This window comes from Phytomonospora endophytica, from assembly GCF_014202425.1.
GTDB lineage: Bacteria > Actinomycetota > Actinomycetes > Mycobacteriales > Micromonosporaceae > Phytomonospora > Phytomonospora endophytica.
This window is the reverse complement of sequence record NZ_JACHGT010000004.1, coordinates 548823-570749: the sequence shown is the minus strand read 5'-3', so window position 1 is coordinate 570749 and position 21927 is coordinate 548823. Positions and strand designations below refer to the sequence as shown.

16 protein-coding genes are annotated in these 21927 nt (G+C 70.0%); 4 read left to right on the top strand and 12 right to left on the bottom strand.

Annotated elements, in window-relative coordinates:
• Positions 1-1005 precede the first annotated feature (1005 nt).
• The 3 genes from HNR73_RS11850 to HNR73_RS11840 are packed head-to-tail and all read right to left on the bottom strand — an operon-like array spanning position 1006 to position 4018.
• Entirely contained in the window at positions 1006-1899 is an 894-nt protein-coding gene (locus HNR73_RS11850; protein WP_184787406.1) for a glycine betaine ABC transporter substrate-binding protein, read from the bottom strand.
• 35 nt (positions 1900-1934) lie between these two features.
• Positions 1935-2825 (bottom strand): ABC transporter permease, encoded by an 891-nt coding sequence (locus HNR73_RS11845; protein ID WP_221330875.1) that lies wholly within the window; start codon positions 2823-2825, stop codon positions 1935-1937.
• Positions 2822-4018: a quaternary amine ABC transporter ATP-binding protein gene (locus tag HNR73_RS11840; protein ID WP_239122351.1), complete on the bottom strand. Its 1197-nt coding sequence runs from the start codon at positions 4016-4018 to the stop codon at positions 2822-2824. Before HNR73_RS11840 ends, HNR73_RS11845 begins: the two co-directional genes overlap by 4 nt.
• A gap of 259 nt (positions 4019-4277) precedes the next feature.
• Here HNR73_RS11840 and HNR73_RS11835 point away from each other — a divergent pair, with 259 nt between their 5' ends.
• Positions 4278-4772, top strand: coding sequence for an FBP domain-containing protein (locus HNR73_RS11835; RefSeq protein ID WP_184787404.1), 495 nt, complete (start codon positions 4278-4280; stop codon positions 4770-4772).
• Positions 4773-4865: 93 nt separating this feature from the next.
• Positions 4866-5777, top strand: a complete 912-nt coding sequence (locus tag HNR73_RS11830) for a bifunctional helix-turn-helix transcriptional regulator/GNAT family N-acetyltransferase (protein WP_203686871.1) — start codon at positions 4866-4868, stop codon at positions 5775-5777.
• Here the strand turns inward: HNR73_RS11830 and HNR73_RS11825 are convergent.
• Complete coding sequence (locus HNR73_RS11825; RefSeq protein ID WP_184787403.1) at positions 5774-6232, bottom strand: Lrp/AsnC family transcriptional regulator; 459 nt, start codon at positions 6230-6232, stop codon at positions 5774-5776. The two genes, HNR73_RS11830 and HNR73_RS11825, sit on opposite strands and share 4 nt — an antisense overlap.
• A gap of 81 nt (positions 6233-6313) precedes the next feature.
• On the opposite strand from HNR73_RS11825, the gene HNR73_RS11820 reads away from it, so the two are divergent.
• Positions 6314-7252, top strand: coding sequence for an EamA family transporter (locus HNR73_RS11820; RefSeq protein WP_184787402.1), 939 nt, complete (start codon positions 6314-6316; stop codon positions 7250-7252).
• Here the strand turns inward: HNR73_RS11820 and HNR73_RS11815 are convergent.
• Complete coding sequence (locus HNR73_RS11815; RefSeq protein WP_184787401.1) at positions 7249-9330, bottom strand: putative bifunctional diguanylate cyclase/phosphodiesterase; 2082 nt, start codon at positions 9328-9330, stop codon at positions 7249-7251. The genes HNR73_RS11820 and HNR73_RS11815 overlap by 4 nt on opposite strands.
• Before the next feature lie 96 nt (positions 9331-9426).
• Positions 9427-11565, bottom strand: a complete 2139-nt coding sequence (gene ligA, locus HNR73_RS11810) for an NAD-dependent DNA ligase LigA (RefSeq protein ID WP_184787450.1) — start codon at positions 11563-11565, stop codon at positions 9427-9429.
• A gap of 194 nt (positions 11566-11759) precedes the next feature.
• Here ligA and HNR73_RS11805 point away from each other — a divergent pair, with 194 nt between their 5' ends.
• Positions 11760-14066, top strand: coding sequence for an excinuclease ABC subunit UvrA (locus HNR73_RS11805; protein WP_184787400.1), 2307 nt, complete (start codon positions 11760-11762; stop codon positions 14064-14066).
• A gap of 26 nt (positions 14067-14092) precedes the next feature.
• Here HNR73_RS11805 and HNR73_RS11800 read toward each other — a convergent pair whose 3' ends face one another.
• The 6 genes from HNR73_RS11800 to HNR73_RS11775 form a co-directional block, all read right to left on the bottom strand.
• Positions 14093-14575, bottom strand: a complete 483-nt coding sequence (locus tag HNR73_RS11800) for a type III secretion system chaperone family protein (RefSeq protein WP_184787399.1) — start codon at positions 14573-14575, stop codon at positions 14093-14095.
• 65 nt (positions 14576-14640) lie between these two features.
• On the bottom strand, positions 14641-15180 hold the full coding sequence (locus HNR73_RS11795; protein WP_184787398.1) for an RNA 2'-phosphotransferase: 540 nt from the start codon (positions 15178-15180) through the stop codon (positions 14641-14643).
• 132 nt (positions 15181-15312) lie between these two features.
• Positions 15313-16509, bottom strand: a complete 1197-nt coding sequence (locus HNR73_RS11790; protein ID WP_184787397.1) for a S8 family peptidase — start codon at positions 16507-16509, stop codon at positions 15313-15315.
• Positions 16510-16767: 258 nt separating this feature from the next.
• Positions 16768-17994 carry a S8 family peptidase gene (locus HNR73_RS11785; protein ID WP_184787396.1) on the bottom strand — a complete coding sequence of 409 codons (1227 nt, stop codon included), beginning with the start codon at positions 17992-17994 and terminating at the stop codon, positions 16768-16770.
• 116 nt (positions 17995-18110) lie between these two features.
• On the bottom strand, positions 18111-19985 hold the full coding sequence (locus tag HNR73_RS11780) for a S8 family peptidase (protein ID WP_184787395.1): 1875 nt from the start codon (positions 19983-19985) through the stop codon (positions 18111-18113).
• 325 nt (positions 19986-20310) lie between these two features.
• Positions 20311-21873, bottom strand: a complete 1563-nt coding sequence (locus HNR73_RS11775) for a S8 family serine peptidase (protein WP_373316647.1) — start codon at positions 21871-21873, stop codon at positions 20311-20313.
• Positions 21874-21927 lie beyond the last annotated feature (54 nt).

Genomic DNA, 21927 nt, shown 5'->3' with positions numbered 1-21927 from the left:
GTGGGGTCTGGGGCGAAGCCCCAGCAGGGTCCAGGGACGGAGTCCCTGGTGGGGTTCGGGGCGAAGCCCCGACGGGGTCTGGGGCGGAGCCCCAGTGGGGGTCTGGGGGCGAAGCCTCCCAGCGGGGGTGCGGGGGGCGGAGCCCCCGGCCGGGGCTAACCGCGACACGCAGGGACATGTCCAGCACCCGAGACGAGACGGCGCACCGACGGGATGGGGGCGAGGCGGAGTAGTCGCGGCGAGAGCGACGTGGCAGCGCACGGAGTGGCAGACGCGGCGGGTGCCGACCTTTCGTGGCGTTCGGAGCGAAGCGAACGGACGCGTGAACCACCTACGGGCGCCGGGTACCCCGCTCAGGCCCCCTCAAGGCAGAACCTCGGCCCCCCGCAAGTTTGGGGTCCTGCCGAATGACGGTTCACCCGCCCACGCGTTCCGGGTCCTGCCGAATGACGGTTCACCCGCCCACGAGTTCCGGGTCCTGCCGTTCCCGGCGTCCTGGGGCTCTGCCCCAGACCCCGCAAGGGGCTCCGCCCCCTTGACCCCCGGCCTCGCTCGGGAGACGAGGAAGAGCCATCAACCTTCCAGGTCTTGACCAGGCTGCGGCAAGCCCCAGGCTGGGCTGTGTCGCGGGGTCCGCGCTCATCAAGGTGGCTGGCACACGCCGTGTCTCCGTCTTTTTCGGCCGCTCAAGGGGACACGAAGAACCTGGGACAGTCAAGGGAAAGAGCGCCCTTGACAGCCCCAGAACCTTCGTGTTGCACCAATCCCTGGCCGAAGCGACGGAGACACACGCAAGTGGATCGAGGGGACCAGTCGCGCTACGCGCGACAGGGCGAACACCCCCCCAGAGTCACGGCCCTGCCACGAGCACCACTCCCCAGCACACGCCAGGATCCACAGCGAGGACGAGCCCAGGAGTAGCGCAGACACGGAGGCGGAGGCGGAGACGGGCGGAAAACCCACACCCGCCCCCACCTAAGCCCGAGGCGCCCCCGACCCCAACCCCTACCCCAGCCCGCTCACAAACTCCGGGTTCGCCGCAAGCCATTCCTCGACGCCCTTGGCCGGGTCGTCCTTGTACTTGTTCAGCGTCAGGTCTTCGAGAGTCCCAAGCTGCGTGTCGTCCATCTTGAACTTCTGCAGCATGGCGGTGATCTCGGGCTGGTCGGCGCCGAAGCCCTGGCGGGCGATGGTGGTGACCTCTTCGGCGGCGCCGAGGGTGCCGTCGGGGTCTTCGAGGTCCTTGAGCTGGTACTTGGCGTAGGCCCAGTGCGGGTGCCACAGGGTCACGACGATGGGCTCCTGCTTGGCGATGGCACCGTCGAGGGCGGCGAGCATCGCCGTGGTCGTCGAGGTCTTGAGGTCCAGCTTGCCTTCGAGGCCGTAGGTCGGGATGACCTTTTCCTTGGTGGCGGTGGTCAGTCCCGCGCCCGGCTCGATGCCGATGATCTCGCCGTTGAACTTGTCGGCGTTGGCGGCGAGGTCTTTGAGCGACGTGACGTCGACGTATTCGGGGACGGCGATGCTCAGGGAGGCGTTGTCGTACCAGACGCCGACCTTCTCCAGCTTCTCGCCGTACGTCGCCCAGTAGTCGGCGTGCGTCTGGGGCAGCCAGCCGTCGAGGAAGAAGTCGACGTTGCCGTCGGCCAGCCCCTGGAAGAGCAGTCCGGGCTCGATGTTCTTCAGCTCCACGTCGTAGCCCTTCTCCTCCAGGATGTTCTCCCAGAGGTTGCTGGCCGCGATCGCCTCGTCCCACGACACGTAGCCGATGGTGATCGTCTTGTCGTCACCGCCGCCACCGCCGTCGGCTTCCTTGCTCTTTCCGCAGGCGGCGGCGCCGAGGGCGAGCGCCGCGATCGAGGCCAGCGCGATTCCGCGCAGCAGGTTGGACCTTCTCATCTTGTTTCCTTCCGTCCGTGCCGGGGCAGAGATGTTCAGACGTGGCTGGTGAGGCGCTTGGCCTTGGCGACCTTGGTGCGCGAACCGAGCGCGTCGGTGACGCGGTCGAGGAAGATCGCGAGCACGACGACGGCGGCGCCGGCGGTGAATCCCTTGCCGATGAGCAGGCGGTCGACGGATTCCTTGATGACGCTGCCGAGTCCTTCGGCGCCGACCATTCCGGCGATGACGACCATCGACAGGGCGAGCATGATGACCTGGTTGACGCCGGCCATGATCGTCGGCATCGCGAGGGGCAGTTTGATCCTGCCGAGGATCGCCGCGGGTGAGGCGCCGAAGGATTCGCCGGCCTCGACGACTTCCTTGTCGACCTGCCGCAGTCCCAGTTCGGTGAGGCGCACGCCGGGGGGCATGCAGAACACGACGGTCGCGAGCACGCCCGGGACGACGCCGATGCTGTACAGCGAGACCGCCGGGATCAGGTAGACGAACGCCGGCATGGTCTGCATGAAGTCCAGGACGGGCCGTACGACGACGCTGAAGCGCCTGTTCTCGGCCGCGAGCACGCCGATGGGCACGGCGATGAGCAGTGCGAGCGCGCTGGCCACGAGGACCTGCGCGAGCGTCTGCATCGTCTGCTCCCAGTAGGGCAGTCCGGAGACGAGTCCCATGGCGATGAGCACGCCGAGCCCGAACTTCCAGCCGCGCAGCCAGAGTCCAAGGCCGGCGAAGACGACGACCATGGCGATGGGCGGGGCCAGGAGGAGCAGGTCGGAGAGTCCCGAGGTGAGGGCCTCGACGATGGTCTTGGTGGTGTCGACGAGGGGGCCCAGGTTGTTCTTCGACCAGGTGACGATGGCTTCGAAGACGTCGCCGATGGGGACTTCGGGGATGAGGCCGTCGAGGGGCCGGTCCGCGGTGATCACGCGGTCGCCTCCTCGGGTTCGGGTGTGCCTAGCGCGGTCAGCAGCGTGACGCGGGGTATGACCCCGGCGAGGCGCCCGTCGTCGCCGACGACGGCGAGCGGCAGTGGCGTCGAGGCGCAGGGCGCGATGAGTTCGGCGACGGGCGTGTCGGGGTGGACGGTGACGACGTCGAGGTCGCCGAGGAGTTCCTCGACGGTGGCGACGTCGCCGGCCCTGGCGGCGCGGGCGGCGGTCTCGTCGGTGATGGCACCTTTGAGGTTCTTGTCGCGGCACACGACGTAGGCGGCCGTGGTGTGGCTCGCCTGCATCTCCAGGAGGGCCGCGCGGGGACCGCTGGTCGTGGTGACGACGCTGCGTGGGGGCTCCATGACCGACGCGGCGGTGAGCACGCGGGTGCGGTCGACGTCGGCCACGAACTGGGCGACGTAGTCGCTCGACGGGTCGGTGAGGATCTCCTCGGCGGTGCCGATCTGCACGATCCGCCCGTCGCGCATGACCGCGATCCGGTCGCCGAGGCGCATGGCCTCGTTGAGGTCGTGGGTGATGAACACGATCGTCTTGCCGAGGCTCTCCTGGAGTTCGAGGAGCTGGTCTTGCATCTCGCGCCGGATGAGCGGGTCGAGGGCGCTGAAGGCCTCGTCCATCAGCATGATGTCGGTCCCGGCGGCCAGCGCGCGAGCGAGCCCGACGCGTTGTTTCATGCCGCCCGACAGCTGCTGCGGCAGGGCGTCCTCGCGTCCGGTGAGGCCGACCAGGTCGAGCGCGTGCCGGGCGCGTTCGAGCCGTTCGGCGGTGGGGACGCGGGCGACTTCGAGGGCGTAGGCCGCGTTGTCCAGGACGGTGCGGTGCGGCAGCAGCGCGAAGTGCTGGAAGACCATGCTGATCTTCTCGCGGCGGAGGGTGCGCAGTTCGGCCGGGCGGAGCGCGGTCAGGTCGGTGCCGTCGACCTCGACGCGGCCCGAGCTGGGGGCGAGCAGTCCGTTGAGCATGCGGATCAGGGTCGATTTCCCCGAGCCGGACAGGCCCATGACGACGAAGATCTCGCCGGGCTCGACGTGGAAGCTGACGTCGGCGACGGCCGCGGTGACGTCGAGGCCGCCGACGTCGCGCCCTTCGGTGAGGCGTGCGACGGCCTGTTTGGCGCGTCGGCCGAAGACTTTGTACAGGTTGTGAGCGCTCAGGGCGGCGGGCACGATCTCCTCTTCTGCCGTCGGGCCGGGCCCTGCCGCCGGGCGCGCGTGCGCGCACCGGCCTCGGGCCCGTGTATGTCGACGCACGTTACTGATCAACAGGGGGAATGGGCGGCGGCGTGATTGCAGGATGATTGCAAGGTCGTAACGCCCGACGGTCTGTTTGTCGACAATAGGGCTGAGTGGATGGAGCAAAAGCGTTCGCCCGGCCGTCCCGCCGCCGGTAAGGTCTCCCATCGCGTCCGACCCGAAGGAGACCGTCGTGGACCCGCTCACCGAGGCCCAGATCCGCCGCGCGATGACCAACTGCTCGCGCGGTGAGGCCACGAAGATGACGCTGCCCGGAAGGCTCGACGAGATCGTCTGGGACCAGGTCGACTTCCTCGGCTGGCGGGATCCGAGGGCGCCGTTGCGGGCCTACATCGTGATCTGGCGGGACGGGGAACCGGCCGGGATCGCGCTGCGGGTCGCCGATTCGCCGAAGGCCCGCCGGGTCTCGGCGATGTGCGGGCTGTGCCGCTCGACGCGGCAGGGCGGGTCGGTGTCGTTGTTCACCGCCCGCCGGGCGCGGGGCGACAGCCGGGACTGGAACTCGGTCGGGACCTACGTGTGCAACGACCTGGGCTGCTCGCGCAACGCGCGGCTGGCGAAGGCCACCGCCGACACGCAGCTCGACGGGACACTGACCGTCGGCGAGCGCGTCGCGGGGGTGCGGACGCGGCTGGATCGTTTCTTCGACGAGGTGCTGCACGGCTGATCGGGCGCCGGGGGTTGCGTGGTGCACCGCGCGGGACATATCGTTGCTTGAGTCAAAGACTTTGTTGACGGAGGCAATGACATGATGGATTCGGTGACCGGCTCCCCCGCGCAGATCGCCGCCGTGCGCGCCTTCAACCGCTTCTACACCAAGGTCATCGGCACGCTCGGCGAGAGCCTCCTCGACAGCGGCTACACGCTCACCGAGGCGCGGGTGCTGTTCGAGCTGGCGCAGCGCGAGTCGATGCCGGTCGTCGCCCTGCGCAAGGAGCTGGAACTCGACGCCGGGTACCTCAGCCGGATCGTCGGCAGGTTCACCGCCGCCGGGTTCATCACCCGCGACCGCTCCCCGCACGACGCGCGGCAGCAGATCCTCGCGCTGACCCCGGAGGGCCGCAAGACGCAGGCCGAACTCGACGGCCGCACCGACGAGCAGGTCGCCGCGCTGCTCGACGGACTGTCGCCCTCCGACCGCGACCGCCTCGTCCGCGCCCTCGGCACGGCCCGCGACGTCCTCGGCGGCCCCAAGCCGCGCGAGGTGACCGTCCGCGACGCCCGCGTCGGCGACCACGGCTGGATCGTCTACCGACACGGCGTCCTCTACGGCGCCGAGCACGGCTTCGACGCGAGCTTCGAGGGCGCCGTGGCGCGGATCATCGCCGACTTCGCCTCCGCCAACGACCCCGAACGTGAACGGACCTGGATCGCCGAGCTCGACGGCGAGCGCGCCGGCTGCGTGATGTGCGTGCGCGAGGACGAGCGCACGGCCCGGCTGCGGGTGCTGCTGGTCGAGCCGTGGGCGCGCGGGACGGGCATCGGTTTCCGGCTCGTCGACGAGTGCGTCGACTTCGCCCGCCGGGCCGGTTACGAACGCATGGTGCTGTCGACCAACCACGGCCTGGACGCGGCCCGCCGGATCTATGAGCGGATGGGTTTCTCGCGACTCGACCGGGAGGGCACGCACGGCCACGACGTGGTCGACACGCACATGGAGAAGTGGCTCTAGCCTTCCGCCACACCCAGCGGGCGTTCGAGGATCGTGCGCAGGACGATCGTGGTCGCGGTACTCCGCACCGACGGGATCGCGCGCATCCGGTCGAGGGCGTCGGCCAGGGCGTCCGTCCCCGACACGCGCACCTTCAGCCAGTAGCAGTCCTCACCGGCGACCTCGTGCACCTCCAGTACGCACGGCTCCTCCGCGAGGCGCTCGTTGACGTCCGCCTTGGCCGCGGGATCGAAGCGCAGGGCGATGAAGGCCGCGGTCCCGGCGTCCACGTTCGCCGGATCCAGCTCGGCACGGTACCCGGTGATCACCCCGTCGCCTTCGAGCCGCTGCAGGCGATCGCGGACCGAGGGTTCGGACAGTCCCACCGTCCGGGCCAGCGCGCGCACGGTCTGCCGCCCATCGGCGGTCATCTCGCGCAGGATCGTGCGATCCACCGCGTCCAGTTCTCGCTTCATGGTAAAAACTTGCCCTTCAGCCGATCCGAGCCTAGTCTCTGCCAAGAAGTATGCCGGATGCGCCTTTTTAAATGAGGTCAGATGCTCACCGAACCTAAATTGACGACCTCAGGCCCCCGTGTTCTTCCGTGGCTGGCACTCCTCACCGTCTACATCGTGTGGGGATCGACCTACTTCGGCATCCGCGTCGCCATCGACACGATGCCTCCCCTCCTGATGGCCGGGTTCCGCTTCCTGATCGCCGGAGCGGTGATGCTCGCCATCGTCGGACCGCGCCACGCGCGCGGACCGAAACGCCCGACGGGCCGGCAGCTCCGCTCGGCGGTCATCGTCGCCGCCCTCATGCTCGTCTGCGGCAACGGCATGGTCAGCGTCGCCGAGACCGGCCTCGACTCCGGACTCGCCGCCCTCATCGTCGCCACGGTCCCGGTCTGGATGGTCCTCGTCAACGCCGTCGTCACCCGCACCCGAGTCACGGCCCTGATGTGGGTCGCGCTCGCCCTCGGCCTGGCCGGTGTCGGCCTGCTCGTCGGCGGACCGGGCGCGAGCGTCGACGTCGGCCTGGCGCTCCTCGTCGCCTTCGGGGCCCTGTGCTGGGCATCGGGCTCGGTCTACGCCCGCCGGGCGCCCCTCCCGTCGCATCCGCTCGTGACGGCGTCGCTGCAGATGATCGCCGGAGGGCTGATCCTCATCGCCGTGGGCGCGGCCGCCGGCGAGTTCGGCCGCCTCGACCTCTCCGCGGTCTCCGGCGCCTCCATCGCCGGTTTCGCGTGGCTGGTCGTCGCCGGGTCGATGCTCGCCTACACCGCCTACGGGTATGCGAACACGACCCTGCCCAACGACACCGTCGCCACCTACGCCTACGTCAACCCGGTCGTCGCCGTCGCCCTCGGCGTCCTCGCCGGCGACGAGGCCTTCGGCCCGAACCTCCTGCTCGGCGGCGGCGTCATCGTCCTCGCGGTGGTCCTGATCGTGGGCGGGAAGTCCCTCACCCGGCGTTTCCGCCCGGCGAGGACCTAGACGCCCGCCGCCGGTCCGGCGGGCTGGACCCGCACCGAACGCAGCAGGCTCGGCGGCCGGTAACGCGCCAGCCAGCCGGTGAACTCCTCGGCGGGCATCGGCCGGGCGTGGAACCAGCCCTGCGCGATGTCGCAGCCGAGCCCGGCCAGGGCCCGCCAGGTGTGCTCGTCCTCGACGCCCTCGGCCACCACGCGCAGCCCGAGCGAACCGGCGAGCTCGATGATGGAGCGCACGATGGCCGCGTCGTCGCCGCCTTCGTTGTCCATCCCCAGCACGAAGGAGCGGTCGATCTTGACCTCCGACACCGGCAGCCTGCGCAGGTGCTGGAGCGAGGAGAAGCCGGTCCCGAAGTCGTCGAGGCTCAACGCCACCCCGAGCGCCTCAAGGCCCTTCAGCGTGGTCAGGACCCGCCGGGGATCGGCCATGAGCGCGCTCTCGGTGATCTCCAGCTGAAGCTGCGCGGGCGCCACGTCGTGCTGCACGAGCCGCTTGGTCAGCCCCTCCACGAAGGTCGGGCTCTGCAGGTCGCGGACGGAGACGTTCACCGACGCGCGCACGTCGACGCCCTCCCGTGCCCACGTCGCCAGCTGCTGGATCGCGTTGTCGAGGACGCGGAAGGTCAGCAGGCGCATGACCGCGCTGTGCTCGGCGAGACTGATCAGCTCCTCCGGGTCGACCTTCCCCTGCTTGGGGTGCCGGTAGCGCAGCAGCGCCTCGACGCCGAGCACCTCACCGGTCATGATCGACACCTGCGGCTGCCAGTACAGCTCGATCCCGGGCAGGCGGTCGTCCTCCAGGGTCCGGCGCAGATCCCCGAGCAGGCTCAGCCGCTCGGGGGTGTTCTGGTCGGACTCCGGCGCGTAGACGGCGACCGGGTCGCCTCGGCGCTTCGCCTCGTACATCGCCACGTCGGCGTGCTGCATCAGCGCCTCGAAGTCCGTGCCGTGGTCCGGGCACAGCGCCACGCCCATGGCACCGGCGACGTCGATCGTGATCTCGCCGATCTGCACCGGTTCGTTGAGGGCCGCGCCGAGCCGTTCGGCGACCGCCACCGGGTCGGCCGCGGTTCCCGTCACCACGATCGCGAACTCGTCGCCGCCCAGGCGCGCCAGATGCTCGCCCTCGCGGATGTTGGCCGATAGGCGCCGCCCGACCTCGATGAGCAGCTGGTCGCCGATGGCGTGCCCCATCGCGTCGTTGACGGCCTTGAAGCGGTCCAGGTCGCAGACCAGCAGCGCCACTCCGCCACCGCGCTCGCGGTACCAGGCGATCTCGGCGTCGACCCACCGCTGGAGGGCCGTGCGGTTCGGCAGACCCGTCAGCGGGTCGGTCCGCGACAGATCCTCCATCTCGTTGGACAGGCGCGCGTTCTTGTACACGCCGTACAGCGGCAGCGCGATCAGCGGCGTCAGCCAGACGTTGTTCATCGCGGCCGTCAGCAGCACCGGCCCGAGCGCGAGCAGGGCGGCGTCACCGAGGGTGTCGTTGCCCAGGTGCCCGAGGAATCCGCGCCAGAACGGCCGCCCGAAGCGCAGCCACACGGCCAGGCTGACCATCGTGTGGTTCACCAGCAGCCACGCCAGGGCACTGGCGACGACGGCGACGAGCGTCTCCGGCTCGATCGGCAGCGCGACGTTCGGCGCGACCATGTCGCGCCCGTTGATCGCCACGAGCACCAGCCAGGCCGCGCTCAGCGAGAGCGTGTACTGGGCTGCGTTGAACCCGGCGCGCCAGACGGTGTAGCGGCAGCGCCAGGAGGACACGGCGGTGGCCAGGATCTGCACCACGATCGCCGGCCCGAGCCCCCATCCGAAGATGATGGCGTAGCTGAAACAGGTCGACATCACCACGATCGCCGACTGCCGCGGACCCGGCGGCGACAACGGCAGGGCGTCGACCACCACCGCCAGGATCGCCAGCGCCCAGAAGGCGGCCGGAGCGGTCGCCACGACATCGGAGATCGACGGCGTGGTCAACGCCAAGATCACCGCACTGGCCGCCATCACCAGACCGACGTACCCGAAGAAGACCCCGGCTCGGTTCGGTGGGGCGGTGTTGCGGAAGTTCATCGACGTCATAAGCCCCTCCCAGACGTCGAAACCGGCAACTGACACGCGTCAGCCAGGATCGTGCCTCCTAGTCCTACCGCGATTCCCCCCATTGAGCAACGACGATCATTCCGCCTGGTGACGCGCGAGTCGCGCGGCGGCCTCCGGCCCCTCGGTCAAAAGAGCCGTGAAACCGGCCTCGTCGAGGACGGGAACACCGAGCTTGAGCGCCTTGTCGTATTTCGAACCGGGGGACTCGCCGACGACCACGAAGCCGGTCTTCTTCGACACCGAACCCGACATCTTTCCGCCCGCCGCCTGCACCAACTCCGTGGCACCGTCCCTTGAGTACTGTTCGAGGGTACCGGTCAAGACCACCGTGACGCCCTCCAGCGAAGGGCCGTCGGACTCCACCCGTTCGTCTTCGGTTCGCACGCCCGCCGCGCGCCATTTCTCGACGATCTCGCGGTGCCAGCCGACGGTGAACCACGCCGCCAGGGACTCGGCGATGCGCGGTCCGACACCGTCGACGGCGGCCAGCTCCTCCACCGAGGCGTTCATGATCGCGTCGAGCGAGCCGAGCTCGCGCGCCAGGTCCCGCGCCGCCGAAGGCCCGACGTGCCGGATCGACAGGGCCACCAGGACCCGCGCGAGGGGAACGCTCTTGACCTCTTCGAGGTTGGCCAGGAACTTCTGGCCGTTGGCGCTGAGCCTGCCGTCCTTGGTGACGAACAGCGGGCAGGCGAGCAGCTTCTCCTCGGTCAGCGAGAACAGGTCACCCTCGTTGGCGACGACTCGTGAGTCGAAGAGGGCACCGGCCGACTTCTCCCCCAGCACCTCGATGTCGAAGGCGCGGCGGGCGCCGACGTAGAGGATCCGCTCCTTGACCTGCCCGGGGCAGGACTCGGCGTTCGGGCAGCGCTGGTCGACGTCGTCGGCCTTCTCCCGGTGCAGGGTCGTCCCGCACGACGGGCAGGTCGTCGGCATGACGAAGGGCCGCTCGGCGCCGGTGCGGGCCTCGGTGACGGGCCCGACGATCTCGGGGATGACGTCGCCGGCCTTGCGCAGGACCACCCGGTCCCCGATCAGGACGCCCTTGCGCTCGACCTCGTCGGCGTTGTGCAGGGTCGCGTAGGTGACGACCGAACCGGCGACCTTCACCGGCTCCAGCACGGCGTAGGGGGTGACCCGGCCGGTGCGGCCGACGTTGGTGCGGATGTCGATCAGCGGGGTCGTGACCTCCTCCGGCGGGAACTTCCACGCGATCGCCCACCGGGGCGCCTTGCTGGTCGACCCGAGACGGCGCTGGATGGCGACCTGGTCGACCTTGACGACGACACCGTCGATCTCGTGGACCAGGTTGTGCCGCTTCCTGGCGTACTCGGCGATGTAGGCGCGCACGCCCGCCAGGTCCGGGACGACCTTGAAGTACCCGCTCGTCGGCAGGCCCCAGGCCGTCAGCGCGGCATAGGACTCCGACTGCGCCGAGGGCGTGAACCCGCGGGCGGCGCCGACACCGTAGACGGTCATCCGCAGCGCGCGCCTGGCCGTCACACGCGGGTCCTTCTGCCGCAGGCTGCCCGAGGCGGTGTTGCGCGGGTTGGCGTAGGGCGGCTTGCCCTCGGCGACCAGGGCGGCGTTGAGGTCGGCGAAGTCGGCGACCGGGAAGTAGACCTCGCCGCGGACCTCGATGAACTCCGGGACCGGGAACTCCTCGGTGCCGGTCAGTCGGTCGGGGATCCCGGCGATCGTGCGGACGTTGGCGGTGACGTCCTCGCCGACGCTGCCCGTGCCCCGCGTGGCGCCGCGCACCAGGCGGCCGTTCTCGTAGGTGAGGTTCAGCGCCAGCCCGTCGATCTTGAGTTCGCAGAGGAAGTCGACCTGCGGGATCTGGGCGTGGATTCGCTCGGCCCAGGCGGCGAGCTCCTCGTCGTTCATCGCGTTGTCGAGGCTGAGCATGCGCTCGGCGTGCGTGACGGAGGCGAAGTCGGTGGTGAATCCGCCGACCTTCTGGGTCGGCGAGTCCGCCGTGACCAGCTCGGGATGGGCCTCCTCGATGGCGGTGAGTTCGCGCATGAGGGCGTCGAACTCCGCGTCGGAGATGAGCGAGGCGTCCCGCACGTAGTAGAGGTAGCGGTGCTCGTTGATCTCGGCGGCGAGGGCGGCGTGGCGCGTGCGCGCGGCGTCGGCGTCCCGCGGAACCGGCGTGCCGGCGCCCGCCGCCTGGTCCGGGGTGGAGCTCGCATCACTGTTCACGCCGAACATCATCGCAGGAACGTGCGACATTTCGTACCGCCCGTGGCCTGGGCCTCAGCGTTTCCGGGCGCCTCGTCGGTCCCTGTACGTGGCATTCGGAGCCCGGGGAGGCGAAGCTCACCCCTCGCGGAGACCGGAAAACTACTTCGTACGGTGTACGATCGAATTTTGCGATCACGCAGGCAACCAGCGAGAGGACCCCAGTGACCGCCACGCAAGGCTCCCCCGCGAGTTCCGGGCACGCCGACATCCGCATCACCGGCGCCCGGGTGCACAACCTCAAGGACGTGTCCCTCGTCGTCCCGGCGAACAAGATCACCGTGTTCACCGGCGTCTCCGGCTCGGGCAAGTCCTCGATCGTGTTCGACACGATCGCCGTCGAGGCCCAGCGGCAGCTCTACGGCACCTTCAGCTGGTTCATCCGCAACCAGCTGCCCAAGTACGAGCGCCCGCACGCCGACACCATCGAGAACCTGACGACGCCGATCATCGTCGACCAGAAGCCGGTCGGCGGCAACGCCCGCTCCACCGTCGGAACCATGACCGACATCTACGGGATGATCCGGGGTCTGTTCGCCAAGTGCGGTGACCCGGTCACGAACAACGTCGGCATGTACGGCTTCAACGACCCGCAGGGCATGTGCCCCGAATGCGACGGGATCGGCCGCACCATCCGCCCCGACCTCGACCTCATGCTCGACCGCTCGAAGTCCCTCGACGAGGGCGCGATCCTGCTGCCCGGCTACAAGGTCGGCGGCCTGGAGTGGCAGGCCTACGGCAACTACGAGGGCCTCGACCCTGCCAAGCGCCTGAGCGATTACCGCGAGGAGGAGTGGAACACGCTCCTGCACGGCTCCACGGGCAAGGTCGAGCTGCGCATGAAGAACGGCAACTTCAAGGCCAACTACGAGGGCGTGTACGCCAAGTTCGTCCGCCAGGGCGTCAAACGGGACCTGAGCGGCCTGAGCGAGCGCACCCGCGAGAACATCCAGAAGTTCCTCACCGAGGGCGTGTGCCCCGCCTGCGACGGCGCCCGCCTCAACCCGCAGGCCCTGGCCACCACCATCGGCGGCCGCAACATCGCCGAGTGGTCGCGGATGCAGATCACCGACCTGATCGAGGTCCTGGCGGCCATCGCCGGACCGCCGGAGGCAGCGGGCCCGGCCGGCCCCATCGCCGAAGGCGCGCGAGTGCAGCTCCAGCGCGTCGCCGACATCGGCCTGGGCTACCTGAGCCTCGACCGGGCGACCTCGACGCTGTCGGGCGGCGAAGGTCAGCGGCTGAAGATGGTCAAGCACCTGGGCAGCAGCCTGACCGCGGTCACCTACATCTTCGACGAGCCGAGCACCGGCCTGCACCCGCGCGACGTGGGCCGCCTCAACGACCTGCTGCGGGCCCTGCGGGACAAGGGAAACACCGTCCTGGTCGTCGAGCACGACCCCGACGTCATCGTCATCGCCGACCACGTCGTCGACGTCGGCCCGGCGGCCGGCGCGCACGGCGGCCGGATCGTCTTCGAGGGCCCGGTGGCGGCGCTGAAGGAGGCCGACACGCTCACCGGGCGCGGCCTGAGCCGCGCGGGAGCGGTGAAGGCCGAGGTGCGGCGGCCCACCGGCAAGCTCAGTGTCGACAACGCCGACCTGCACAACCTCAAGAACGTGTCGGTCGCGATCCCCACGGGCGTGCTCACGGCCGTGACGGGCGTGGCCGGGTCGGGCAAGAGTTCGCTGATCTCGGAGGTCTTCATGGCCGCCTACCCCGAGACCATCTTCGTCGACCAGTCGGCGATCGGCGCGTCCTCGCGGTCGACCCCGGCGAGCTACCTCGGGATCATGGACCCGCTGCGGAAGGCCTTCGCGGCGGCCAGCGGAGCGGCGCCCGGCCTGTTCAGCTTCAACTCCACCGGCGCGTGCGAGCAGTGCCAGGGCAAGGGCGTGATCATCACCGAACTCGCCTACATGGACCCGATCACGACCCACTGCGACGGCTGCGACGGGCGCCGGTTCAAGGAGTCGGTGCTGGAGCACCGGCTGCGCGGCAAGTCGATCGCCGACGTGCTGGAGCTGTCGGCCGAGGACGCCGTCGGCTTCCTCACCGAGAAGCCGATGCTGACCAAGGCGCGCACGCTGGTCGACGTCGGCCTGTCCTACCTGAGCCTCGGGCAGCCGCTGAGCACCTTGTCGGGCGGCGAGCGCCAGCGCATCAAGCTGGCCACGCAGCTGCACCGCACGGGCGGGGTGTACGTGCTGGACGAACCGACGACCGGGCTGCACATGTCCGATGTGGACACCCTGCTGGCGTTGATGAACGGCATGGTGGACAAGGGGAACACGGTCGTGGTGATCGAACACAACCTGGACGTGATCCAGCAGGCCGACTGGGTGGTGGACCTGGGCCCCGACGGCGGCAAGGACGGTGGGGAGGTCGTGTTCACCGGCACTCCGGCCGCGCTGCTGGAGTCGACGGTGTCGCTGACCGGCGAGTACCTGCGCAGGTACCACGCGGCCTAGGCGCGGCGGCCGGGGCCTGCGGTGGTCTAGCAGGTCCCGGGCGTGCCCGGGCCGAGCTTCTCCTGGAGCATCTCGTCGACGTCGAGGCAGGCGCCGATCCAGCGCTTCAGGCTGTGCTCGATGTGGTCGCGGGTGACGCCGAAACCGGCGTAGAGGAAGATCTCGCCGACGCAGCTGAGGGTGCCGTCCTCGAAGGTGTGCGTGTGGACCTTCGGCCAGAGGGTCCGGCGGTTCCAGTCGTCGACGGCGCTGAGCAGGCGGCGGCGGTCGTCGGCCTCGTAGCGGCGGTCGTAGAAGGTGCGTACGGAGAAGACACGCTCCTCGCCCTCCTCGCGGAACATGAAGTAGACGCGGACGTCGTCCCAGTAGGCGAGGACGTCGCCGTCGTCGTCGACGGCGTGCTTGATGTCGAAGCCGGTGAGCAGTTCGGCGACCGTCTCCTGGTCGAGGTAGATCGCGCGTCCGGTGTGGCCGGCGGTCGTCGGGGACAGGGGGTGATCGTCGTTCACGGGTGTTCCTTCCGGGGGGATCGGTCCATCTTCGCCGATCCTGTCAAAAGGGTCCGACAGTGCCCTCAGGGTGCCCGCAGGTACGTGGCGGGTACGTGCTCGGCGAGCCAGACGCCGTTGGCCGAGACGTAGAACTCGTGGCCTTCGGCGGCCATCATCCCGGCCAGGACGGTGAGCACGACGGGTTTGCCGTGCCGGGCGCCGACGCGTACGGCCGTGTCGGTGTCGGCCGACAGGTGCACGTGGTGGCGTCGCCCGCGGTCAAGTCCTTCGGCGAGGATCGCCTCCAGGTTGCGGGTCGCGGTGCCGTGGAAGAGGAGCGCGGGCGGTTCGGTGGCGGCCAGGGCGAGGTCGATCGCGATCGAGTGGCCCTGGTTGGCGCGGATGCGGCCGTCGGCGATGGTGAAGCGGCGCTTGTCGTTGCCTTCAACGACCTCGTCGAGTTCGGCGCGGGTGAGGGGTCTGCCGCGTGTCTCCAGTGCGGCGAGGAGTTCGTCGACGCCGACCCAGCCCTGCGCGTCGAGGGTGAGGCCGAGCCGGGAGGGGTCGTGGCGGAGGGTCTTGGACAGCATCTTGCTGGTGGAGATGAGTCTTTTCGGTTCCATGCCGTCAGATTAGGGAGCGTGGCCACGGTGGCGCGAGGGAAAATCGCGTCCACTGTGGACGGCGGGGTCGCGGCACGAGGGCGGCGGCCCGCGCGTGCGCGGGCCGCCTCGTCTCATCGATCCCTCGCGGGCCTAGATGAAGCCGGTGTACAGGAGCTTGTTCGGCGAGCCGGCTCCGGGGTTGGTCACGACACCGTTGGTGGCGTTGTTGACCAGGGCGTTGCGGACCGTCGCCGGGGAGGCCGACGGGTTGTTCTGGAGGTACAGCGCGGCCGCGCCCGCCACGTGCGGGGACGCCATCGAGGTGCCGCTGATGGTGCTGGTGGCGGTGTTGGACCCGATCCACGACGACGTGATCCCGCTGCCGGGGGCGAAGATGTCGACGCAGGTGCCGTAGTTCGAGTACGAGGCGCGCGCGTCGGTGCTGGTCGTCGCGCCGACCGTGATCGCCGCCGGGGTGCGGGCCGGCGAGTAGCTGCACGCGTTGGCGCTGGAGTTGCCCGCCGCGACGGCGTAGGTGATGCCGGCGTTGATCGACGCGTTGACCGCGTTGTCGATGCTGGTGCTGGCACCGCCGCCGAGGCTCATGTTCGCCGCGGCGGGACGGACGGCGTTGCTGGTGACCCACTGGATCCCGGCGACGACGCCGGCGGTCGTGCCGGAGCCGGAGCAGTTGAGCACACGCACGGCCACCAGGCGGGCGGCCTTCGCGACGCCGTACTGGCTGCCGCCGATGGTCCCGGCGACGTGTGTGCCGTGACCGTTGCAGTCGGTGGCGTTGTTGTCGTTGTCGACGGTGTCACGCCCGTGGGTGGCACGCCCGCCGAAGGTCGTGTGCGTCGTCAGAATGCCGGTGTCGATGACGTACACGCGCACGCTGGAGGCGGTGTTGTTGTAGGTGTAGCTGTTGGTCAGCGGGAGGTTGCGCTGGTCGATGCGGTCGATGCCCCACGACGGGACGGGCGACTGCGTCGCGGCCGTGGTGACGACCTGGTCGGCCTCGACGAAGGCGACGCGCGGGTCGGCGGCCAGGCGCCGGGCCTGCTGCTCGGTCATCTTCGCGGCGAAGCCGCCGAGCGTCGTCGGGTAGGTGTGGGTGATCTCACCGGCGTAGCGGTCGGCGAGCGTCGCCGACATCGCGTCGACGCCCGCCGAACGGGTGTCGGCGAGCTTGACCAGGTAGTGGCCTTCGATCACGCCGGGGTTCTGGGCTCCGATGACGACGCCTTCGGCCTGCGCGGGCGCCGCGCCCATGAGGGCCGCCGCGACGATCGCCGTGACGGCGACGCCGAGGCCGGCGGTTAAGCGACGGAGTGCGGTTCGAGACATTGTGGTCCTCCTTCGCGGCCCGGCTGGGGGTGCGCCGGGCACTGCCAGCAGGCTATTGGAAACACACAGGTGCGACAAGAGGTGACAGTCAGCTGATTTGTGACAGATTCGGCGCTCACCGTGTGCTATCCCCCGCAAAAGGGCACAGTGGACGGACCCCTGACGAAAGGGGTCCGTCCATGGTGTGCGCTCGCCGGCCGGGTTCGGGCCGCGACCGCCCGAGCCGGGGCGGTGGCCGCGGGCCGTCGCCCGGCGCGGTCAGCCGCTCGGCGTGGCGATGGGATCGGGTGGGATGAAACCGATGTAGAGCAGGCAGTTGGGCGAGCCGGTGCCGGCTCCGGTGATGACGCCTCTGGTGCAGTTGGCCGACAGTGCCGCCGACACCTGACCGGGCGTGGCGGTCGGGTAGCGGTGCAGGTAGAGCGCCGCCGCGCCGGTCACGAAGGCCGCCGACATCGACGAGCCGCTGAGCGTCGCCGTGGCCGTGGTGCTCCCGATCCAGGCCGAGGTGATCGACTGGCCGGGCGCGAAGATGTCCAGGCAGGTGCCGTAGTTGGAGTGCGAGGCACGCGCGTCGGTGTTCGTGGTCGCGCCGACGGTCATCGCGGCCGGGACGTGGGCCGGTGAGTAGTTGCAGGCGTTGGCGGCGCTGCCGCCCGCCGCGACGGAGTAGCCGACGCCGGACGCGATCGAGTTGTTCACGGCCGTGTCGAGGGCCGCCGACGCTCCCCCGCCGAGGCTCATGTTCGCCACGGCCGGCTTGATCGCGTTCCGCGTGACCCAGTCGATCCCGGCGATGACGCCGGCGGTGGTGCCCGAGCCGTTACAGCTCAGGATCCGCACCGGAACGATGGTGACCTTCTTGGCCACGCCGTACTCGGTCCCGCCGACGATCCCGGCGATGTGCGTGCCGTGGCCGTTGCAGTCGTCGGGATTGCCGTCGTTGTCGATGAGGTCGACACCCGCGGCGACGCGCGTCCCGAAGGTCTTGTGTCCCCTGTAGACGCCGGTGTCGAGGATGTAGGCCCGCACGCCCGAACCGTCGTTGGGGTAGCGGTAGTAGCCGTCGAGCGGAAGACTGCGCTGGTCGATGCGGTCCAGGCCCCAGTTCGGCGGGTTGGGCTGCACGCCCTGCGCGGTGACCGTGCCGTCGGCCTCGACCGAGGCCACCGCCGGGTCGGCGGCCAGCCGCCGCGCCTCGGCGTAGGTCATCGCGACCGAGAAGCCGCGCATCGCCGCGGTGTAGGTGCCGGTGACCTCGCCACCGTATCGAACGGCGAGGCCGTTCGCCGAACCGGCGACCGCGGTCGCCGCGGTGCCGGCGGCGAGCGTGACGATGTAGTGCCCGCCGATCGCGGTGGGCCCGCCGGCCCCCAGAACCTCGCCTTCGGCCTGTGCCGGGCCGGCCAGGAGCGCACCGGCGATCGCCGCGGCCGCGGCGATGCCGAGGACGCGCGTGGCGCGGCCGGATCCCTTGTGTGTCATGTGTTCGCCTCCCGTTGACGGGCCGGACCGGGATGTCCGGTCCCGGCCCGTCGTCGTGGCGGGCGGCGGTCCCGTGGTCGCGGGACCACCGCCCGCGCGATCGTGCGCCGAGCCCCTTAGAGGGTCAGCGTCCAGGTGTTCAGGCGGCCGGAGTCGCCGGAGTAGACGTCGCGGACCCGCAGGGTCCACGTGCCGTTGCCGGCCTCACCGGAGAGGTTGACGGTGTAGGTCGCGATCACGTTGTCGGCGCCGTCGAACAGGCTGCTGTTCTTGAGCCGGTAGGCGGTGCCGTCGGGGGCGATCAGGTCGATGACCAGGTCACCGCGGTAGGTGTGGGTGATGTTCACGGCCACCTTCGACGTCGCACCGCCGTTGCGGTTGCAGTTCGAGATCGGGATGGTGCTGTTGACCGTCGCCAGGTCGGCGATCGGTGTGGCCGTGCCGTTGGTGCCCGAGCAGCCGCCGCCGCCGGTGCCGTTGACGGTCAGCGCGTAACCGGCGCTGTGCGTCGCCGCCGTGCCGGTGCCGGTCAGCGTGATGTTGGCCGTGCCGGTCCCGGCGGTGGCCGAGGCGCTGAAGGTCACCGTCGAGGTCTGGCCGGAGGTGATCGTCGACGGGCTGAAGCTCACCGTGACGCCACTCTGCTGGCCGGACGCCGACAGGGTGATGCTCTGGGCGCTGCCGTTGGTCGTGGCGGTCGTGATCGTCGCCGTCGTCGACTGGCCCTGGTTGATGGTGCCGCTGGTCGGTGAGACCGACATGCTGAAGTCGTCACCGGGCGGCGGGCCGCCGATGAATCCGGTGTACAGCAGCTTGTTAGGCGAGCCGGTGCCCGGGCTGGTGACGACGCCGTTGGTGGCGTTGTTGACCAGCGCGTCGCGGACCTGCTGCGGTGTCGCCGAAGGGTTCGCCGACAGGTACAGCGATGCCGCGCCGACGACGTGCGGTGTCGCCATCGAGGTGCCGGAGATCGTGTTCGTCGCGGTGTTGGAGCCGATCCAGGCCGACGTGATCGACGAGCCGGGCGCGAAGATGTCGACGCAGGTGCCGAAGTTGGAGAACGACGAGCGGGCGTCGGTGTTGGTCGTGGAGCCGACCGTGATGGCGTTGGCGACCCGCGCGGGCGAGTAGTTGCAGGCGTTGGCGTTGTCGTTGCCGGCCGCGACACCGTAGGTGACGCCGGAGGCGATCGACGCGGTGACGGCGTTGTCGAGCGTGGTGTCGGCGCCGCCGCCGAGGCTCATGTTGGCCGAGGCGGGCTTGATCGCGTTCTGCGTGACCCACTCGATGCCCGCGACGACACCGGCGGTCGTGCCGGAACCGGAGCAGTTCAGCACGCGCACGCCGACGAGCTGGACGCTCTTGGCGAGGCCGTACTGGCTGCCGCCGACGGTGCCGGCGACGTGCGTGCCGTGGCCGTGGCAGTCGGTGGCGTCGTTGTCGTTGTCGACGGTGTCACGCCCGGAGACGGCCCGGCCGCCGAAGGTCGTGTGCGGGAAGTTGATGCCCGTGTCGATGATGTAGGCGTGCACGTTGGCCGCCTCGTTCGGGTACGTGTAACTGCTGTCGAGCGGCAGGTTGCGCTGGTCGACGCGGTCGAGTCCCCACGACGGCGGGTTGGGCTGCACGCCGTCGATCGTCACCGTCTGGTCGGCTTCGACGTAGGCGACCGCCGGGTCGGCGGCCAGGCGCCGGGCCTGCTGCTCGGTCATGGTCGCGGCGAAGCCGTGGACCGTGGTCGGGAACGTGTAGGTGACCGTGCCCTCGTACTCACCGGCGAGGGCCGCCGCGCTGGCGTCCACACTGGACACCGACACGTCGCGCAGTTTGACCAGGTAGTGCCCGGGAATGACGTCGGGCTCGTGGATGCCGAGGATCGTGCCTTCGGCCTGTGCGGGGGCCGAGCCGAGCATCGCCGCGGTCAGCGCCGCGACGGCGGCCAGGCCTAAGCCCGCGGCTAAGCGGTGCCTGAGGGACTTCGTTTCTCGCATGGGAGGGTCCTCTCCGAGTGGCGCGTCCGAAACGGGGTGGATTCGGGCGTCGACAGCAGACTATGAGAACGCGCGGGAGTGGACAAGAGCTGACGCAAAGTCAACTTTCACCGGACAGTGAATCCGTTCGGGAACTTTTCGATGACCATGGGTGGCGGCGGCCTCGACCCTCGCGGCCGTGAGGGTTTCGGCGTCCGGACCGCAGGAACGGCGGTCCCGCGTCGCGGGACCGCCGTCTCGTGCTCACGCCGGCACGGTTTCCGGAGAACTTTCGGGGCTTTCCATCGGCGTGCCGGCGTGCGTCACTCCCGTGTGGACTCGGGCGCTACAGCGCCAGGGTCCAGGAGTTGAGGGTTCCGCTGTCACCGGAGTAGGCGTCGCGGACCCGCAGGGTCCACGTGCCGGCGCCGGCCTCACCGGACAAGTCGACCGAGTAGGTCTCCTTGACGTTGTCGGCGCTGTCGAAGCCGCTGTCCTTCAGCGTGTACGACGTGCCGTCCGGCGCGACCAGGCTGATCACCAGGTCGCCGCGGTAGGTGTGGGTGATGTCGACGGTCACCGTGGAGGTGGCCGCGGCGTCACGGTCGCAGGTGACCGCGACGGTGCTGTCGGCCGTCGCGGCGTCCGGCAGCGCCTTGGCCGTGCCGTTGGTGGCGCCGCAGTCACCCGGCTCCGGGTCGGGGTCGCCGCCGCCGTCACCGGCGACGTTGAGCAGCTGGTTGATCGAACCGGCGCCCGGGTCGGTGACCTTGCCGCTGGAGGCGGAGTCGACCAGGGCGTCGCGGACCTGCTGCGGGGTGGCCGTCGGGTTCGCCGAGAGGTACAGCGCGGCCGCGCCCACGACGTGCGGCGTCGCCATCGACGTGCCCGAGATCGTGTTGGTGGCGGTGTTCCCGCCGATCCACGAGGACGTGATGTCGCTGCCCGGGGCGAAGATGTCCAGGCAGGTGCCGTAGTTGGAGTACGAGGCGCGCGCGTCGTTCGACTCGGTCGCACCGACGGTGATCGCGGCCGGGGTGCGGGCCGGCGAGCTGCCGCAGGCGTCGGCGTCGTCGTTGCCCGCGGCGACACCGTAGGTGACACCGGCGTTGATCGACGCCGTGACGGCGTTGTCGAGGCTGGTGCTGGCACCGCCACCGAGGCTCATGTTCGCCGCGGCGGGCTTCACCGCGTTCTGCGTGACCCACTCGATGCCGGCCACCACGCCGGTCGTCGAGCCGGAGCCACCGCAGTCGAGGACGCGCACCGCGACCAGCTGGGCGGCCTTGGCCACGCCGTACTCCGAGCCGCCGATGGTCCCGGCGACGTGCGTGCCGTGACCCTGGCAGTCGGTGGCGTCATCGTCGTTGTCGACGGCGTCGAAACCGGAAACCGCTCGCCCGCCGAAGGTGCCGTGGGTGAGGTTGATGCCGGTGTCGATGACGTAGACGTGGACGTTGGCCGCGTCATTGGGGTAGGTGTAAGCGCCGTCCAGCGGCAGGTCCGTCTGGTCGATGCGGTCGAGACCCCACGACGGCGGATCGGTCTGCGTGCCGGTCAGCGACACCTTCTGGTCGGCCTCGACGTACTCGACGCGCGGGTCGGCGGCCAGGAAGCGGGCCTGCTGCTCGGTCAGGGTCGCCGAGAAACCGCCGAGGGTGTTCGGGAACTTCGCGGTGACATCCCCGTCGTACCGGGAGACGAGGGTGTCGGCCGCGGCGTCCACTCCGGACACCGACATGGTGTCGCGCAGCTTCACCAGGTAGTGCCCGGCGATCACGTTGGGCTCGTTCATGCCGAGGATGGTTCCCTCGGCCTGGGCGGGGCCGCCGCCGAGAACGCCGGCGGCGAGCGCGGCGACGGCCGCGAGCCCGAGACCGGCCGTTAAACGGCGGCGAAGGGACGAAATGTCTCTCATCCGAAAGACCTTTCTTCTAGGGGGCGCCCGGCATGGGCCATCCGG

What these genes read in the sequence shown, in the direction of transcription:
- HNR73_RS11820 (WP_184787402.1), top strand. Translation starts at nt 6,314, where the DNA reads ATGCTCACCGAACCTAAATTGACGACCTCAGGCCCCCGTGTTCTTCCG.
- HNR73_RS11780 (WP_184787395.1), bottom strand. Translation starts at nt 19,985, where the DNA reads ATGCGAGAAACGAAGTCCCTCAGGCACCGCTTAGCCGCGGGCTTAGGC.
- HNR73_RS11790 (WP_184787397.1), bottom strand. Translation starts at nt 16,509, where the DNA reads ATGTCTCGAACCGCACTCCGTCGCTTAACCGCCGGCCTCGGCGTCGCC.
- ligA (WP_184787450.1), bottom strand. Translation starts at nt 11,565, where the DNA reads ATGTTCGGCGTGAACAGTGATGCGAGCTCCACCCCGGACCAGGCGGCG.
- HNR73_RS11795 (WP_184787398.1), bottom strand. Translation starts at nt 15,180, where the DNA reads ATGGAACCGAAAAGACTCATCTCCACCAGCAAGATGCTGTCCAAGACC.
- HNR73_RS11815 (WP_184787401.1), bottom strand. Translation starts at nt 9,330, where the DNA reads ATGACGTCGATGAACTTCCGCAACACCGCCCCACCGAACCGAGCCGGG.
- HNR73_RS11785 (WP_184787396.1), bottom strand. Translation starts at nt 17,994, where the DNA reads ATGACACACAAGGGATCCGGCCGCGCCACGCGCGTCCTCGGCATCGCC.
- HNR73_RS11825 (WP_184787403.1), bottom strand. Translation starts at nt 6,232, where the DNA reads ATGAAGCGAGAACTGGACGCGGTGGATCGCACGATCCTGCGCGAGATG.
- HNR73_RS11850 (WP_184787406.1), bottom strand. Translation starts at nt 1,899, where the DNA reads ATGAGAAGGTCCAACCTGCTGCGCGGAATCGCGCTGGCCTCGATCGCG.